The following is a 17471-nucleotide window of genomic DNA, read 5'->3' as shown; positions in this document are numbered from 1 at the left end:
TAACATATCCTCGCCATTTTACCGATCGAATCTTATTTTTGTAATCTATGAGCAATTTCGACCATAAAGCAGCATTAACGGCAATTCCGCATAAGCCTGGCGTTTACCAGTATTGGGACGCAGAAGGCAAGTTAATGTACATCGGGAAAGCCAAAGATCTACGCAACCGTGTGGGTTCTTATTTTAACCAGGACCGTCATCAGTTTAATGGTAAAACTAAGGTGTTGGTATCCAGGATCAGAAAAATTACTTTTACGATTGTAGATACAGAAATTGATGCCTGGCTATTGGAAAATAGCTTAATTAAAAAGCATCAACCCAAGTTTAACATCAATTTAAAAGATGATAAAACTTATCCATGGATAATTGTTAAGAAAGAGAATTTCCCAAGAATATACTGGACGAGGAAAGTGATCAAAGATGGCTCTACCTACTTTGGCCCTTATGGTTCAATAGGCATGATGCATACCATTTTAGATCTCATTAAGGAAACGTACACCCTGAGAACCTGCAATTTACCACTTAATCAGAAGAATATAGCTGAAGGCAAATTTAAGGTGTGTTTAGAATATCAAATTGGTAACTGCAAAGGACCTTGCCAAAATTATCAATCGGAAGAAGATTACGATCGAAACATTGCTGAAATCAAAGAAATTCTAAACGGGAAGATTGGAAATGTAATCCGTGAGGTGAAATCCATAATTAAGACCGCATCAGAGGAATTGAATTTTGAATTGGCACATGCCTACTCCCGCAAACTCCAGGTTTTAGAAAAATATCAAAGCAAGTCTACCGTAGTCAATAGTGCCATTACCAATGTGGATGTAGTAAGTATTGCCTCTGATGAGCGTTATGCCTTTGTAAATTACCTGAAGGTTATGAATGGCACCATCATTCAAACACAAACCATAGAGGTTAAAAAGCAGTTAGATGAGAGTGATGATGAAATTTTGACCCTGGCCATGCTGGAGTTCAGAACAAAGTTTAACAGTACGTCTAAAGAGATTATTGTGCCTTTTGAGCTCTCACTCGAAGATGAAAATCTGAAGTTTACAGTGCCAAAACTAGGAGAAAAGAAAAAGCTCTTAGAACTCTCACAAAAAAACGTGCTTTTCTTCAAAAAGGAAAAGCTGAACCAGTATGAAAAGCTAAATCCCGACCTGCGCACAGACCGTATTTTAACGACTATGCAGAAGGATTTACGTTTGACACAACTCCCTAAGCATATCGAATGTTTCGATAACTCGAACTTCCAGGGAAAATATCCGGTATCGGCTATTGTGGTTTTTAAGGATGCAAAACCATCCAAAAAGGACTATCGCCATTTTAATGTGAAAACAGTAGAGGGGCCAAATGATTTTGCGACGATGGAAGAAGCCGTTTTCCGCAGGTATAGAAGAATGTTAGATGAAGATCAGCCACTGCCGCAATTAATCATTATTGATGGAGGTAAAGGTCAATTGTCTTCAGCTGTTAAAAGCCTCAAATTATTGGGCATCCAGAACAAAGTTACCGTTATTGGTATCGCAAAACGATTGGAAGAACTTTTCTACCCGGGAGATTCCTACCCCCTGTATCTGGACAAAAAATCAGAAACTTTAAAGGTAATTCAACAACTACGGGATGAAGCGCACCGATTCGGTATTACTTTTCACCGCAAGAAACGCGACCAGGGAACGCTGAAGACAGAACTTGAGCAGATTGAAGGCATTGGCAAGTCATCAGCAGATAAGCTCTTAAAACACTTTAAATCGGTTAAAAAAATAAAAGAAGCAACAGAAAAGGAGTTGGCCGAAGTATTAAACAAAAAACAGGTACTTACCCTGCTCCAATATTTTAAAGAAGAGGAAACCCCCAATAATCCTTAAATTAAAAAAGGCTCCGATTTTCATCGAAGCCTTTTTTTTAGTATTCCCAAAGACCTTGTTCGTAATCCAGAACTGATTTTTTAATTCTTTCAGATTCCATCAAACGTTCTCTCGGGTCAGTAATAATATCTCTGATTTTATTATCTCCGGGATTAGATTCTTTAACAATATAACTGCTGAACAATCGGCGGATAAAGAAATCGTCAAAACTCAAAGATGATGCATCATTGTTGGTGTTGATCAATCTTTTCTTAGTTAAGATTTCCCTTGCTTCAGTATAATAAACCCAGAATACAGGTTGCCATTGTTTAGAAACCTCATTAAATTTTAGTGGAGCAATACCTACTATACGCGGCTCAAAAATAGAACGCTTAGTGTCGAAAATCCAATCTTCTTTAATTCTGAATTTTAAGAATAAGTCTCCGTTAAAATCGTTTGTTACGGTAGTTACAGTTCCGGTTTTATTATCAGAAACCTCTACAGTACCGGCAGCAGCCTTTCTTGCAGAATCAGCAGACATTGGATTGTTAAATGCATCATCTTCGTTCAACGCACTATCAATTGGGGAGTATGCAGTTAATTCCTCCGTATTAATTGCCGCAATTAATACGTCAATTAATCTCGACTTAGGAGACTTTAATACTGAGTTTACCGTATCTCTCAAATCAATCTCTCTCCAGATTCTCTTCGCATAGAAAACGTCTTCTTCACGCACATCTGCTAAAGGTACCATTTCAGTACTATCTATGTCTTTACGGGCATAGAAGCCATCCTTTGGCGGTACTTTTAACTTTTTCTTAGCCGTTTTTACAGGTGCTTTAACCGTATCAACCGGAGCTGCAGCAACTGCCGCAGGTTTAGGAGCCAATTTAGTTGGCTTTTTCTGAGCAAATGCTAATGCTGTAATCAGCATTAAAACGACAATACTTAAAATCCTTTTCATCTTCTTCTTATTTTACACTAAATGCCAATGAAGGTAAAATCTTTTGGCGGCCATCCGGACCTTGCGAAACGATGTCCTCAAAAAACACTCTTGTTCCTGGAGTAATAGAATTTAATGCCCCTTTTACGGCACCAGCAAAACTACCTCCACTACCAGCAATCGTAACTGCATCCGAACGTGGTTTAATTACTGTTAATTTGTAACGTAAAATTCTAAACTTAACATCAAAAGGGAAATCATCTAAGTCAGCTTCAATTTCTGATTCACTTTTCAACTGTACAGAAGCAATATCGCCACCTGCACGTCCGCCAACTTTGGCAACCGGCGCAGGAATTCCCTTAACTCTGAATTTAGTACTTCCTAAAGAGATGGTCTTTCCACCATTTGATGCAGAAACATTGATGGTTACATCAGATCCAACTTTACTTCCATCAGCAACAACATTGTATTTTCCGGCACCAGTTTTACTCATTGAAGCGCCTGAAGCACTTGCGTTAACTGTTTCTAATGGAAAGCCCGCTGCAGAAACTGAAAATGGGTTTGGAATACCTGCGTAAATTACATTCATCTTATCTGATGAAACATTAGACGAAGGTTTAGCAACCTGATAGGTTTGTTCAGGAGTTCTGTATTCTTTAGTCTGACCGTCTGTTTGTTTAACACGAATAGTACCTACCCATTTAAAAACCCCAACACCTCCGGTACTACCAGAATAAGTTCCCTTTCCATCTTTAACAGCAAGCTTACTACCGCCTACAGTTATATCCGGATTAGATCTGGAATCGCTGGCTGTTAAAAATACTTCAGCTACATAAGGCTGGCCCTGAATAACATATGAAGTAGGTGCAACCGCTACGGCAGCAAACTTATCGATGTTAACCACTGCTTTATCCATATTTCCAAAAAGTTTCTTTACTACCTCCGCTTCAGCGTTTTTAGTATCGGTTTGAATCTTGGTTAAAGCAGTCATTGCAGCGGTTAAAGGAGTTCCTTCACCAAAGTTCGACTCTTGCCAGTTTCCCTTTCCTTTTTTCGGATCTTTTGCTTCTAGAGAAAATAAAACATTACGATCAGCTGGATCTAATAATGCGATTAATTTTTCTCTTGTCGTGTTAATTTTTGCCTTAAGTTTTTCACCTTCCTTACCATTAATCATGATATGAGGTGCGATATCCATATTATCACGCTTTACCAGATCGCCGGTTTCAGGATCAATTCCATCACCTTCCTGGGTAAATTGTTTCTTAATATTATCAATATAATTATTGAGGTCGTCAGCAATTGCCTTTGCCTGTTTAGCTTTATCATAAATAGGTTGAGCACGAGCAGGTTCTTCTTTCAACTTTGAATTTTCAAAAGCTGAAAATAATTGATCAATACCCTGGTTAACGTTAGATTTTGACGTTTCCAAACTATCATTCAAATTTTTAAAGGCATTTAAAATTGTATCAGACACATTTAGGGCAAGCATGGCCAGCAATACCAAATACATGATATTGATCATCCGCTGCCTTGTTGTTTCTTTTCCTCCAGCCATTAGTTATGGTTTTCTTTAATATTCGATTAGTAGAAACAATTAATTAAACGCGTGGCTGATTCATAGCCGAAAGCATATTACCATAGATGGCATTAAGTGATGAAAGGTTTTTAGCCAATTTATTCACCTCTTCCTTAAACTGTTTAGAATCTTCCATTGATTCGTTGAAGTTCTGCATTGTAAGTGAAAGGTTAGAATAAAACTTATTCATCGATTTTAAATGTGCGCTTGAATCTTGTAATTCCAATTCATAAACTGCATTTAATGCCGATAGATTTTTTGCCAGATTATTTACCTGATCATGGTAAGCCTGAGAATCTACCTTGCTTTCGCCCATTGCCTTTAAATTGGCCGTTGCGCTATCAAAAGCAACACTTAAATTATCGAAACCTGCAGAAGCAGTTTTCACTTTACTGGTAAACTCATTTGTTGCAGTTGAAGCATCAGCTACATTAGAAATAGTAGCTACTTTATCACCAAAAGTGCGTAAACCACTGCCTAAGCTTTCAATTAAATCTGGACCAATTTTAGCATCAGATAACATTTTATCTAAAGCGGCTGTATTTGAAGAACCTACTGCAGCAACCGGACGTGCAGATGCTGTTGGCAATTCACCTTTAAAATCTTCTCTCAATTCAGGATATACCTTATCCCATGCTGGTTCTGGTTCTGGCGGGAAGAAACCCGTTAAAAAGAATAATAGAGCTTCTACACCTAAACCTGCACCGATTAAATAGTTAGCCATTGCTCCACCAATGTGAAGGATTTTAGCCAAAGCACCTAGAATTACGATACTTGCTCCCCACGAAATTGCTTTGTGTAACCAGCCTGGTTGTTGTTTTGCTGCCATAAAAATGTGTTATTTTTCTTTAGTTTTAGTTTTTTGGTTTCTTAGTTTCTTAAATCAGTTCCAGGGTATGCAGATACACACCTGAATCCAACGTATGAGCGTTGGGTATCCTGATATTCATAAGTTGATACGGCATTTTGAAGAAAATAACCTGTGTCTTTCCACGAGCCACCCTTTACCACTTTACGCTTTTTATACTTGCTATCGTTTTTCTCGGCAACATAAGTAAAGTTTGGGTTCAGATCATGAAGTAAAGGATTTGCACCTTTGTTATAAGCAGTTTTTGTCCACTCGGAAACATTTCCGGCCATGTTATACAAACCATAATCATTAGGGAAATATGATTTTACACCAACGGTATAAATACCACCATCGCTAGAGTAATCTCCACGACCTGGTTTAAAGTTGGCTTGTAAACAGCCTTTAGTATTTCTAATGTAAGGACCTCCCCAAGGGTATTTGGTTTTGGTATTGCCACCTCTCGCAGCATATTCGAATTCTGTTTCTGCAGGAAGATCATAATCTAACCTGGCATTCATTGGCATTTTACGTGCAGATGCCACTCCTTGATAAAGTTGAGTTCTCCAGTGAGAAAATGCTTTTGCCTGCTCCCAGCTTACTCCAACTACCGGATAATCATCATAAGAAGGGTGGTTATAATATCCACGAACCATAGGATCATTCTGTGAGTAAGAATAATCTGTTTTCCATACCATGGTATCAGGATAAACCGCAATGTTATAACGATCGATATAGTCTTGTCTTTTGCTGTTTGGATCTTTGTGCCCCAGAGCTGCCTTATCCATATTAAGGATGCTGTAAGTATATTCCAACTTACGAACGTCGATCTCTTTTCTTCCTGGCAGGGCATCCAAACCAGAATAGTACATGCCATCTAATTGACTAACCTGTGCAGCAGCAGCTCCTTTACCTTTGTTACGCCAGATATTAGCACCATTTGGGCCAACCTTTTTCCAATCGATATATTTTTCACCACCCACTGCATTTGCAGCAGCTCCTTTAGGTGTGACCATAAATTGTTGTGGATTACCCATCATAGCGATGGCAATAGAGTCTCTCACCCAATTGGTAAACTGACGATATTCTGCGTTAGAAATCTCCGTTTGATCCATAAAGAATGCACTTATGGTCACCATTTTACTTGGCCCATTTTGAGAGAAGGTTATATCTTCGTCAGACCCTCCCAGAGGCGTATGACCTGGCGGTATGTATACCATTCCCAGCGGAATTCTATTGTTTTTGAATTTTCGGTTATAAGCCCCTACTAGTTCGCCTTGGCCTCCATGACCACAACTTGCCAGCAACATGGTTATCCCCATAATAGCCAGAAGGTAAATTTTCTTCATATTTTTAAAAGTCTGCACAGCACGGTTTAGAAGCAATTACATCAAAAATCACTCAAATTATCAACAATTGCAAATAATTTAATTCAAAATGTTAATAATAGGTCATAAGGTGTTAGTTAAGCACCTTTTTACCTATTTTTTTTGTTACAATAAATTCTAACTCTCTAATAACAGCAAAGTTAACAATTTATTGCATTGACTTAAAATAAATTATGCAATGTATTATTTATTAGATATTTTGATGTAATTCTCAATCGCCATAGTCATGGAAGGGACTCCAGGAGTTGGCGCAGCAATATCTACTATTAAGTCCATGTCTGTAGCAGCCTTATTGGTGTTTGTTCCGAAGGCAGCAATACGCGTATTGTTCTGTTTAAAATCTGGGAAATTCTTAAACAGCGATTGAATACTCGATGGACTAAAGAAAGCGATTACATCATAAAAAACTTCGGCAAGATCAGAAAGGTCGCTTACTACCGTTCTGAACAAAACAGCAGGTGTAAAATCATACCCGCTTTTTTCCAAAAATTTCATTGTATCCTCTGTGGCGACATCCGAACAAGGGTATAAAAACTTCTCATTTGCATGTTTTTTCAACACTTCTGCCAAATCAGCAGCAGTTTGTTTGCCAAAAAATATTTTGCGTTTTCTATACTGAATATACTTCTGAAGATACAAAGCAATTGTCTCTGAAAGACAGAAATACTTCAGTTCTGCAGGTACATCATATCTCATTTCTTCACAAATCCTGAAGAAGTGATCAGCGGCATTTCTACTGGTAAAAATCACTGCTGTAAAATCGGCAAGGTTAATTTTATCTTTCCTAAAATCTCTTGCCGGCACTCCTTCAACATGAATGAATGACCTGAAGTCAACTTTAAGGTTGTGCTTCTTCGCCAAGTCGTAATAGGGAGATTTTTCTGTTTCAGGTTTTGGTAAAGTAACTAAAATACTTTTTACTTTACGAATTCTAGAGTCGTTCTTTTCTTGCATTTTTTCCTTTTTCCTGCTACAGTCCTATCGTTTTAATTAGTATCAAAATAGGACATATTTCGAGGGCGCAAAAGTACAAAAATAAATGCATTTTAGAAAACTTATTATTAGAAAGTATGCTTATGCCAGCCCTTAGTAACTGAAAGGCAAAGATGACTCCTAACAGCAAGTATGCCAGCACAATATACACTACACCGTACTTCAGAGGCGATAATGCGAAGGCCACAACCAAGGGAATAAACAATAAAGAAGCGTTAAAATAACTTAAATATAATATGGAAATATACTCACCGATTGGCTTCTGCACATTAAACACATACCCTAAAAACCTTAATATAACTAACTTAAGCGCGTAGAAAACAATAATCGTTATCGAAATGGTGAAGAAAAAACGGAATCCTTCCCTAACCTGATACATGTCGTAATACTGCGCTACAAGAAAGAAAAACATCCCCAATATAAAGCCAAATTGGATAAAAAGGAGCAAAAACGGCCAGGAACTAAAAAGGTTATCTTCCTTGTTGATGTTATTGAGTACACGATTACTAAAAAACGATTGTACAATTGCAGATAATTGCTTGTAAAAAGCATTTTTAAGTATCGCAAATATGACCAGCATAGCAAAAATAAACCCTAATAATCCAACATTTCCTTTGGGGATTAATTTACCAAGCTGGTATGGATTCTCCTTCTTTTTAAGGTGCTGATACTTCTTCTGCCAGGCCAGTAAATCTAAGGTTGGGAATAGATATTCTTTTTGTACACTATCTAAAAGCGCTGTTTTATTAATCAAACTATCGGGAAGCACCCATGTATGGGTCATGATAGAGTCGGTAACGAACTTTTGCCGGGCAAGTGTTGCCGAATCTGGCCTGTAACGCCTGTATTGTACAGGAGCTACCGTTGCAGTATCTACTTGCGTGGACAGTTCTTGAGCCTCTGCAAATTGCAAGGAGAGCACAATCGCTAGTAAAACAAATAGATATTTCTGCATTTAAACCAAAAGTTGAGCCGCAAAAATAGTTGATTATTCATTGTTTACCTAAAGAAAATAAATCCGATAGCAAATTCTGCTTTTTGATCTTGAAAAATTAGGTGGCGCTTGATAATTCCCCAATCATTTATTACCTGTATAACTGGTATGATTACAATTACGAACTTTAATTATGAATAATATATTATTCATTAATAGATAAATTAATAAAAATGATTAATATACTATTCAAAAAATACATATATCAGTGTAAGCTAATTAATCGATAAAATGAATAGTATAATATTCATTTTCACAATAAATGATATATTTGAATATTATTTTATTCAAAATGGCAATAATAAAATCCATTACTGTTAAGGATATAAAACTAGAACTCGGCGAACTGATTAGGCGGATTAGGAAAGAACATCGGCTTAATCAGGATGAATTGGCCGATGCCCTGAATATATCTAGGATTACAATATCCAATTTGGAACTGGGGAAAAACACTACATTAGATACTTTGCTTAAAGTTTTTCTCTATTTCGACAAACTTGACAATTTTCATGAATATATAAAGGAACTGGCAAGAAACAGCTCTCTAGAATCGCTTTATTGATTTTACCATGGCAAAAAACAATATTTTGTCGCTTTTCTGCTTCGGAAAGGAAATCGGCCGTATCGGTCTGGATATAGACAGCAATAGCTCAACATTTCAATATAACCCCGAATTTCTCAGTTCTGGCCAGTACAGCCGGCTGTTTCCCTATATCTTCAAAAAAACGCAGCTTCCGCAACGCTTTTCCAATTACAATAACGAAACGTTTAGGGGGCTTCCTCCCATGATTACAGATTCCCTTCCCGACGTATTCGGGAATATCATCTTCAAGACCTGGTTGGAATCACAGCATAAAGATTTCAAAAAGATAACCGTTCTCGAACAGCTCACCTATGTTGGCAACCGTGGAATGGGCGCATTAGAATATCGTCCAAACAGCCCACTACCAAAAGACGGCACGATTAACATTGAGGAGATAACAGCAGTACTGACGAAAGTACTTAACCAAAAAAACCACATTTCAGGCGATGAGCTCAGCGGCGAAGCCTTGCTCAACATCTTTAAAATTGGGAGTTCGGCTGGAGGAGTGCGTCCAAAAATATTGGTATCCCAGCACAAGCAGTCCGGAAAAATCATTCCTGGCGACCTAGAATATTCGGACGATTACGACCATTACCTGATTAAACTCAATATACCAGAGGAAGGGTATCACTACAACCGCGAGGTTGTGGAGTATTCCTATTACCTTACTGCAGTTGATCTCGGCATTACGATGATGCCATCAAAACTCATAGAAGGCAAACATTTTGCTACCTTGCGTTACGATCGGCAACAGGGCATCAAAAAACATGTCCTTACTGCCTCCGGTATGACGGGATGGGATTTCAAATCACCTAACGAATCAAGCTATGAGAACTTGTTCGAACTAGCCCTCAGCTTAAAGCTTCCTCCTAAGCAAATCGACGAGTTGTTTAAAAGAATGGTCTTTAATGTAGTATTCTTCAATATCGACGATCACTTGAAAAATCATTCATTTATATACAACGAACTGGAGGACAATTGGGACTTAGCCCCTGCCTACGACCTTACCTATGCACTGAACCCGCTATTAAGGGCAACTAAAGTAAACCGGGTACTGTCAGTCAACGGAAAAAGAACAGAAGTAACTACTGATGATATTTTGCACATAGCTGACCAATACACTATAAAGCAGCCTAAGAAGATCATAGAAAGCGTACAAAATGCCATTCCAAGATGGGAAGAAAATGCACGGAATCTTGAAATTCCCGGCAGGATTATAGGCGAGATGAAAAAGGACTTCATCATCTTTCCTTTATAACCCAAAAACAATACACAACACCAATGCCTCGTAGACTTGACAAATAGCTTTTAAGACTATGAATAACAGCTAGTTAACAAATAAACTCTTTGATCTACCCATTTGATTTTACTCATCATCCAATCAATTTTGTTTTTGTTACTTTTGTCACTCTAAATTTAGTCCGGGTAATACATGGGCAACGATAAAAGGACAAATTGATATAAAATGAGAAAGATGAGTAAAACAGTCCGCAAAAATAGCCCATTGATTTGTAATAACTTAACTCAAGAAAACTGTATTATTCTACAACACTTAGCTTCCTAAATAATGGCCGGTATTTACATCCATATTCCTTTTTGCAAGAAAGCTTGCCATTATTGTGATTTCCATTTTAGTACTTCCCTTAAGTATGCAGATGAAATGGTCGAAAGCATTTGCAAAGAAATTTTATTGAAAAAAGACAGAATAAATGGTTCAGTAGGCAGTATCTATTTGGGTGGTGGTACTCCCTCTATTCTTTCACAGCACCATTTGCAGAAGATTTTCGACACCATTAATCATGTTTTTTTTGTCGATTCGAACGCGGAAATTACCATAGAAACCAATCCCGACGATTTAACTGCTCAAAAGCTGAAGGAGCTTCGCCAGCTTCCGGTCAATCGCTTTAGTGTAGGCATTCAATCTTTCTACAACGAAGATTTGATTTGGATGAACCGGGCGCATAATGCCGATGAGGCCGAAAGTTGCATCAAACGGAGTCAGGATGCCGGGTTTGAAAACCTGACATTAGATCTTATTTATGGTTACCCGCTCTTAACTGATGCAAAATGGTTAAATAATATAGAGAAGGCGATTAATCTGCAGGTTCCTCACATTTCTGCTTACGCCTTAACAGTTGAGCCCAAAACAGCTCTGGCACATGCCATAAAAACTAAAAAACAGCCTCCTGTTAGCGATAACCAAAGCGCTGCTCAGTTTGTTATCCTGATGGATCAACTTCAAAATGCTGGCTTTGAGCATTATGAGATTTCCAATTTTGCATTTCCCCAGAGGTATGCAGTACACAATACAAACTACTGGAAAGGGGTTGATTACTTGGGTATTGGGCCATCGGCACATGGCTTTGACGGCCATAACAGATATATTAACCCCGCAAATAATGCACTTTATATGCAGGAGTTAAGCCACAGCAAACTCCCCGAGGTTGTAGAGGAACTGAGCAAGAATGACCGCTTTAATGAGTACATCATGACCGCTTTAAGAACCATGTGGGGAATCGATCTAGAAAAAATTAATACTGATTTTGGTCAAGATTTCTTAACAGAAACCAAGCAAAATATGGCACAATTAGAAAATAAAGATTGGTTAATTGCCACCGGGAATAACATAAAATTAAGCCCAGGCGGAAAATTATTTGCAGATCATATTGCTTCGGAGTTGTTTGTGGTTGATTAATTAGTGAATGTGGGAATGATTGAATTAGTGAATGATTGATTGAATGAATGAATGTTGAACGATTAAATAAAGATATGTCTAAAATTGTTTGGATTACAGGTGCATCATCAGGAATTGGTGAGGCTTTGGCTTACGAATATTTTAAAGCTGGTGATAAGTTAATTATTTCTGGACGTAACCGTGATGAGCTGTTTCGGGTGAAGGGGAACTGCCAGAATTCTTTTAATGTACATGTTTTACCTTTTGACTTGAGTGAAACCGCAACTTTAAAAGGCAAGGCCGAAGATGCTATCCGGATTTTTGGGAGAATAGACTTATTAATTAACAGTGGTGGTGTAAGTCAGCGAAGTCTGGCCTTAGAAACTAACCTTGAAACCGAACAAAAGATTATGGACACCAATTTTTGGGGTACTGTAGTTTTGAGTAAAACCGTACTTCCTTTAATGATTGCTAATGGTGGTGGGCACATTGTGTGTATTAGCAGTTTGGTGGGCAAGTTCGGCACGAAGTTACGCTCTGCCTATGCCGCATCTAAACATGCTTTGCATGGATATTTTGATTCGTTACGTTCTGAAGTTTACGACAAAAACATTGACATTACCATTGTATGCCCGGGTTTTATTAAAACGCAGGTTTCTGTTAATGCTTTAACCGCAAGCGGAACAAGTCAAGGTACAATGGACGATGCCCAGGCCAATGGTATGAGCGCAGCACAATGTGCTTCGGAAATTGTAAAGACTATAAAAGAAAAAAAGGAAGAGGTTTACATTGGGGGTAAAGAAACAAAAGCCGTTTGGTTAAAGCGCTTTTTACCAGCATATTTCTCTAAAAAAATACGTGAAGCGAAGGTGGTTTAAAATTTAACATTTAAGCATTTAATGTTTCCTATCCGCTACTGTTTGAGGTTAAATAAACCGCATTGAAGCGGTATACTTTTTTACCCCTTTCGGGTAAAAAAGATTTAGCGAAAAGGCGGACCTCCCTTTCCGATGAAATACCGCAGAAGCTTTTCAAAGAAAAAAACAAATTTTAATCACCTCAAAATCAACAATTTAATAACTTTTCATAGCTCTATAAAAACCAAGCTGCTCAAGGTCGTCGTAAATGCTGACAAACAACAGAAACTAAATTATAGAAACAATGAAAAGATTAATTTTAGCTGTATATGCTGTTATCGCAATGGCATCTACCACAACAGTTTTCGCACAAAAAAATCCAATGGTTGGCGGTGCAGCCATGTACGCTACGAAAGACATTGTTGACAATGCTGTAAACTCGAAAGACCATACCACTTTAGTTGCCGCAGTAAAAGCAGCAGGATTGGTAGAGACCTTAAAAAGTGCTGGTCCGTTTACGGTTTTTGCGCCAACAAATGCAGCTTTTGACAAGCTTCCAAAAGGCACGGTAGAGACTTTGGTGAAACCAGAAAATAAAGCTACACTAACCAAAATTTTAACTTATCATGTTGTAGCGGGCAAAATGGATAGTAAAGCCATTGCTGCAGCTATTAAAGCTGGTAATGGCAAAGCGGAGTTAACCACTGTAGAAGGCGGCAAACTTTGGGCCTGGATGGAAGGTAAAAAATTAGTATTGAAAGATGCTAAAGGAGGAATGAGTACAGTAACCATTGCCGATGTTTACCAAAAAAATGGTGTTATCCATGTAATTGACACCGTACTAATGCCTTAATAATAGTCATCCCCTGATTAATATCTAAACGTTCTTGCCAAAAGCAAGGGCGTTTTTTTTTGTTGCACGAATAACTTTCTGACCTTTATAGATTAATTGTCAGCTAACTTTCAAGTTTTATAAATTGTGGTGTTAGATATTTTGAGGTTTTTAATTTTGCCCCGTCTGCGTTAGATAGCGTAAAGAACAAAGAGCAAGGATTAGAAATCAAACCGTTAAGACAAACTAACAAAGAGTTTAAGACTCCTATTCATAAAAAATTGCGGTGTGTGTTGGAGATCATAATTCGAACAGACTGAAAATTAAATTTAAAAGAGAATGCACCCCAAGATTTCAAAAATCCAGGAAAGTATAGCGCCCTTAAGGCAGCAGATTATCAACCACAAAGTTTACACTGAAATTAGTGAATTAGAAGATCTCCGCATTTTTATGGAGCACCATATATATGCGGTTTGGGATTTCATGTCGCTTCTTAAAGCATTACAAGTTAATTTAACCTGCACAACCTTACCATGGGTACCTGTTGGGGATGCTGTTACCAGACAGTTAATTAATGAAATTGTTGCCGGCGAAGAGGCTGATGTAGATGCACACGGAAATGTTAAGAGTCATTTTGAGCTTTACTTAGATGCTATGGCACAATGCGGTGCTGATGTTTCTACTATTAATAAATTGCTGATTTCTTTAAATAACGGCAGAAGCTTAGAAATGGCGCTAGAGCTGGCCCAGGTTCCTGCAGCCGGACAAGCCTTTATCAATTCTACTTTTGAAACCATCAACAGCAATCAAGCCCACCTTCAAGCGGCCAGCTTTACTTTTGGTCGCGAGGATTTGATTCCTAACATGTTTTTAAGCATGGTTAACGATTTGAATAGCACTCAACCGGAACAGGTTTCTGATTTCAAGTATTATTTAGAGCGCCATATTGAAGTAGATGGAGATCACCACAGTCATTTAGCTTTAAGTATGACCGAAAAACTTTGTTCGGCGGATGAGGCTTTCTGGCTTGAGGCAGAAGAAACCGCAAAGCAGGCTTTGCAACAGCGCATTAATCTTTGGGATGCGGCTTATGCTGCAATTGTAAAAAACAAAGCGGTATTGGTAAGCTAATCCATTATTGTTTTTTAGATGATTATGTTAAGGTAAAACGCATTAGTAGTTAAGTAATTTACGTCACATTTCTTTTCGAATATTCAATTTGTAAAATAAAATTTACACTTTTGCTATTCGGCCATAAATACCCGAGTAGCAAACATGAGTTTCATTTTAAAACCTGTAGATACAGTTGAGAGTATAACTCCAGAAGATTTTAAGAAAAATTATCTGAAAACTAAACGTCCATTAGTGATTAAAGGCTTAACTAAAGACTGGCCTGCGAGAGAAAAATGGACTACAGAATACCTTAAAGAAATTGGTGGAGATTTAGAGGTTCCACTTTATGATAATTCAAAAGCTGATCCTTCAAAACCAATTAATGCGGCTACCGCTCACATGAAATTTGGTGATTACCTGGATTTGATTAAGCGTGAACCTACTGAATTGAGAATTTTCTTCTTCAACTTGTTTAAAAAAGTTCCAAGTTTAATTAACGATATCAAAATCCCTAAAGATTTAATGGGAGGTTTTATTGAGAGTATGCCTGCCATGTTTTTTGGCGGTTCTAACTCGGTAACTTTCCTGCATTACGATATTGATCTTCCTCATATTTTCCACACGCATTTTGGCGGAAGAAAGCACATTGTCTTGTTCGATTATAAATGGAAAGACCGTTTATACTGTCTTCCAAACGCAACTTATGCTTTAGAAGATTATCAGGTTGATAATCCAGACTTTGAAAAATTCCCTGCACTAAATGGTGTTGAAGGCTATGAAGTTTTCTTAGAACATGGCGATACCTTATTTATGCCTACAGGGATGTGGCACTGGATGAAATACGTTGATGGATCGTTTTCATTAAGTTTAAGGGCCTGGGATCAATCAATCAGCCGTAAGGTAGCCAGCGTATGGAGTTTGTTTACACACGGCGCTATAGACAGCTTAATTAAGATGACATTTAAAGAGAAGTATGCACATTGGAGGGAGAAAAAGGCCGTTAAGATTGCAGAAAGAGCTTTAGCAAAAGGTAAGCCTTAAATTATTGATAAAATATACTAAACGGGATATCGGCAACGATGTCCCGTTTTTGTTTAGAATGGAAATGTAATGGTTTTATTTTTAAATTAGCCGCTATGGAAGCTATCGTACTTACGGAAAAACAAAAAATGCTGGCAGGTAAAGCCTACCAGGCAGGTGATGCTGAACTATCAAAAGAAAGATTAAAGGCACGGGAAGTTGTTTACGAGTTTAACAACCTGGCCCCGAAGTTTATTAAACAACGAAAAGAATTACTGAAAAAGCTTTTTGGCAAAACAGAAAAGATGTTTTATGTTGAACCTCCCTTTAGATGTGATTATGGTTACAATATTAAAATTGGCGATAACTTTTATGCTAATTTTAATTTGGTCATACTAGATTGTGCCAAGGTAAGCATCGGCAACAATGTGTTTATTGCTCCTAATGTGGCCATTTATACTGCTGGTCATCCTATACACGCACACTTAAGAGATCAGGAATATGAATGGGCACAGCCTGTAACCATAGGCAACAGTGTTTGGATAGGCGGCAATGTGGTCATTAATGCGGGCGTTAAAATCGGGTCTAATGTGGTTATCGGTTCGGGCAGCGTAGTTACAAAAGACATCCCCGATAATGTACTGGCTTTTGGAAATCCCTGCAAGGTGATCCGTCCAATTACAGAGGAGGATAAAGATTACTATTACAAGAATTTTAAGTTAGGGGAATAGTGGGAGAAATGTGTTACGGGTTGCAAGTTGCATGGCTGAATGCCTAGTGCTGTAAGGCCGTAGGGAGACGGTACCAATGCTGTAACTTAAGCTAAATGCTGTCACCTAGAACAAGTAATCGACGCTACAACCAGCTATCTTAAAAAGCCACGGAAGCACGAAATACACGGAAGAAAACAGGAAATAGACCGCCTCAATACTTAGGTGCCTGAGTTGTATGAGGTGGTTTAAAAAAGAGTAGGTTAATATGCACCCAGCTTTGTGTACTTTGTGAAAATCTCTGCGTTCTCTGCGGTTAAATGTGTTGCGTGTCTGGATGCCTAGTTCTATAAGGCCGTAGGGAGACGCTACCAATGCTGTAACTTAAGCTAAATGCTGTCAGCTAGGACAAGTATTCGAATACCTTTCTTGATAAGTCGAAAACTAAAATGGATTACCCTTCGACAACTTGTCCCGATTTTACATCGGGAGGCTCAGAATTGACAATCTATTTTATTTTCTCCTTAAGATAATAGCATTCGAGACGCTACAACCAGCAATTTTAAAACGGCCACGGAAGCACGAAATACACGGAAGGAAAATATTTAACTCGAATGATCTACCACTACTTTCCATTCTCCTGCTATTTTCTTTAAAATCAATGTAAAATAGCCTTGTGGTTCATCTTTTTCTCGCTTAAGATGCCAGCTACCTAACACAAGGGCAGTTTCTTTGCTCAGAAAATCTACTTTTTTAATACCGAACGTTAAAAATCCCATGGCAGCCTTATCCGGATAACCACGTTTGTAATTGTCTAAAGTTTTTTGCCAGCCATAAGTTGGTCCGCTTTTTCCTACAAAAAGCAGACTATCTGTTTTCGCATAACCTTGCATATATGCCTCTATATTCCCTTTGTTCCAGTCGGTTCTTTGTTGCTCCAGCAAATCCAGAATGGCTTGTTTATCTTTCTTACTTTGGGCAAAGCCGTTTAAACAGGTAAAGAGCAGGATAACAAGGAAAATTCTTTTCATAAAAGTTAAGTATTGGGGTGATTTGAATAAAGATATGAAAACAAATATTTCGTTCCCTCA

Annotated in this window: 16 protein-coding genes; 9 read left to right on the top strand and 7 right to left on the bottom strand. The window is 38.0% G+C overall.

Annotated features, from left to right (window positions below; translation table 11 throughout):
• The first annotated feature begins 47 nt into the window (after positions 1-47).
• A complete protein-coding gene (gene uvrC, locus BMX11_RS13625; protein WP_090885177.1) occupies positions 48-1868 on the top strand; it encodes an excinuclease ABC subunit UvrC in 1821 nt (606 codons plus the stop codon).
• A gap of 37 nt (positions 1869-1905) precedes the next feature.
• Here uvrC and porN read toward each other — a convergent pair whose 3' ends face one another.
• The 6 genes from porN to BMX11_RS13595 form a co-directional block, all read right to left on the bottom strand.
• Positions 1906-2811 (bottom strand): type IX secretion system ring subunit PorN/GldN, encoded by a 906-nt coding sequence (gene porN, locus BMX11_RS13620; RefSeq protein WP_090885176.1) that lies wholly within the window; start codon positions 2809-2811, stop codon positions 1906-1908.
• 7 nt (positions 2812-2818) lie between these two features.
• On the bottom strand, positions 2819-4348 hold the full coding sequence (porM, locus tag BMX11_RS13615) for a type IX secretion system motor protein PorM/GldM (protein ID WP_090885175.1): 1530 nt from the start codon (positions 4346-4348) through the stop codon (positions 2819-2821).
• A gap of 43 nt (positions 4349-4391) precedes the next feature.
• The gene (porL, locus tag BMX11_RS13610) at positions 4392-5198 is read right to left on the bottom strand and encodes a type IX secretion system motor protein PorL/GldL (RefSeq protein WP_090885174.1); all 807 of its coding nucleotides are present in this window, start codon (positions 5196-5198) and stop codon (positions 4392-4394) included.
• Between the two features lie 41 nt (positions 5199-5239).
• A complete protein-coding gene (porK, locus tag BMX11_RS13605; RefSeq protein WP_090885173.1) occupies positions 5240-6565 on the bottom strand; it encodes a T9SS ring complex lipoprotein PorK/GldK in 1326 nt (441 codons plus the stop codon).
• 222 nt (positions 6566-6787) lie between these two features.
• Entirely contained in the window at positions 6788-7558 is a 771-nt protein-coding gene (locus tag BMX11_RS13600) for a uroporphyrinogen-III synthase (protein ID WP_090885172.1), read from the bottom strand.
• A gap of 16 nt (positions 7559-7574) precedes the next feature.
• Complete coding sequence (locus BMX11_RS13595) at positions 7575-8552, bottom strand: DUF4271 domain-containing protein (protein WP_090885171.1); 978 nt, start codon at positions 8550-8552, stop codon at positions 7575-7577.
• A 331-nt stretch (positions 8553-8883) separates the two neighbouring features.
• Between BMX11_RS13595 and BMX11_RS13590 the strand changes: the two genes are divergently transcribed.
• From BMX11_RS13590 to BMX11_RS13555, 8 genes are all read left to right on the top strand, one after another.
• Positions 8884-9153, top strand: a complete 270-nt coding sequence (locus tag BMX11_RS13590) for a helix-turn-helix transcriptional regulator (RefSeq protein ID WP_175474561.1) — start codon at positions 8884-8886, stop codon at positions 9151-9153.
• A gap of 7 nt (positions 9154-9160) precedes the next feature.
• The gene (locus BMX11_RS13585; RefSeq protein ID WP_090885169.1) at positions 9161-10432 is read left to right on the top strand and encodes a type II toxin-antitoxin system HipA family toxin; all 1272 of its coding nucleotides are present in this window, start codon (positions 9161-9163) and stop codon (positions 10430-10432) included.
• A gap of 309 nt (positions 10433-10741) precedes the next feature.
• Positions 10742-11869: a radical SAM family heme chaperone HemW gene (gene hemW / locus BMX11_RS13580; RefSeq protein WP_090885168.1), complete on the top strand. Its 1128-nt coding sequence runs from the start codon at positions 10742-10744 to the stop codon at positions 11867-11869.
• A gap of 74 nt (positions 11870-11943) precedes the next feature.
• On the top strand, positions 11944-12726 hold the full coding sequence (locus BMX11_RS13575; RefSeq protein ID WP_090885200.1) for an SDR family oxidoreductase: 783 nt from the start codon (positions 11944-11946) through the stop codon (positions 12724-12726).
• A 283-nt stretch (positions 12727-13009) separates the two neighbouring features.
• Positions 13010-13558, top strand: coding sequence for a fasciclin domain-containing protein (locus BMX11_RS13570; protein ID WP_090885167.1), 549 nt, complete (start codon positions 13010-13012; stop codon positions 13556-13558).
• Positions 13559-13876: 318 nt separating this feature from the next.
• Complete coding sequence (locus tag BMX11_RS13565) at positions 13877-14668, top strand: DUF3050 domain-containing protein (protein ID WP_090885165.1); 792 nt, start codon at positions 13877-13879, stop codon at positions 14666-14668.
• 144 nt (positions 14669-14812) lie between these two features.
• Entirely contained in the window at positions 14813-15691 is an 879-nt protein-coding gene (locus BMX11_RS13560; RefSeq protein ID WP_090885164.1) for a cupin-like domain-containing protein, read from the top strand.
• 95 nt (positions 15692-15786) lie between these two features.
• Positions 15787-16401: a sugar O-acetyltransferase gene (locus tag BMX11_RS13555; RefSeq protein WP_090885198.1), complete on the top strand. Its 615-nt coding sequence runs from the start codon at positions 15787-15789 to the stop codon at positions 16399-16401.
• 584 nt (positions 16402-16985) lie between these two features.
• Here BMX11_RS13555 and BMX11_RS13550 read toward each other — a convergent pair.
• On the bottom strand, positions 16986-17411 hold the full coding sequence (locus BMX11_RS13550; RefSeq protein ID WP_090885163.1) for a YybH family protein: 426 nt from the start codon (positions 17409-17411) through the stop codon (positions 16986-16988).
• Positions 17412-17471 lie beyond the last annotated feature (60 nt).

Origin of the sequence: Pedobacter rhizosphaerae (genome assembly GCF_900111155.1) — a bacterium.
In the GTDB taxonomy this organism is placed as follows: domain Bacteria; phylum Bacteroidota; class Bacteroidia; order Sphingobacteriales; family Sphingobacteriaceae; genus Pedobacter; species Pedobacter rhizosphaerae.
This window is presented reverse-complemented; position numbering and strand designations above follow the sequence as displayed.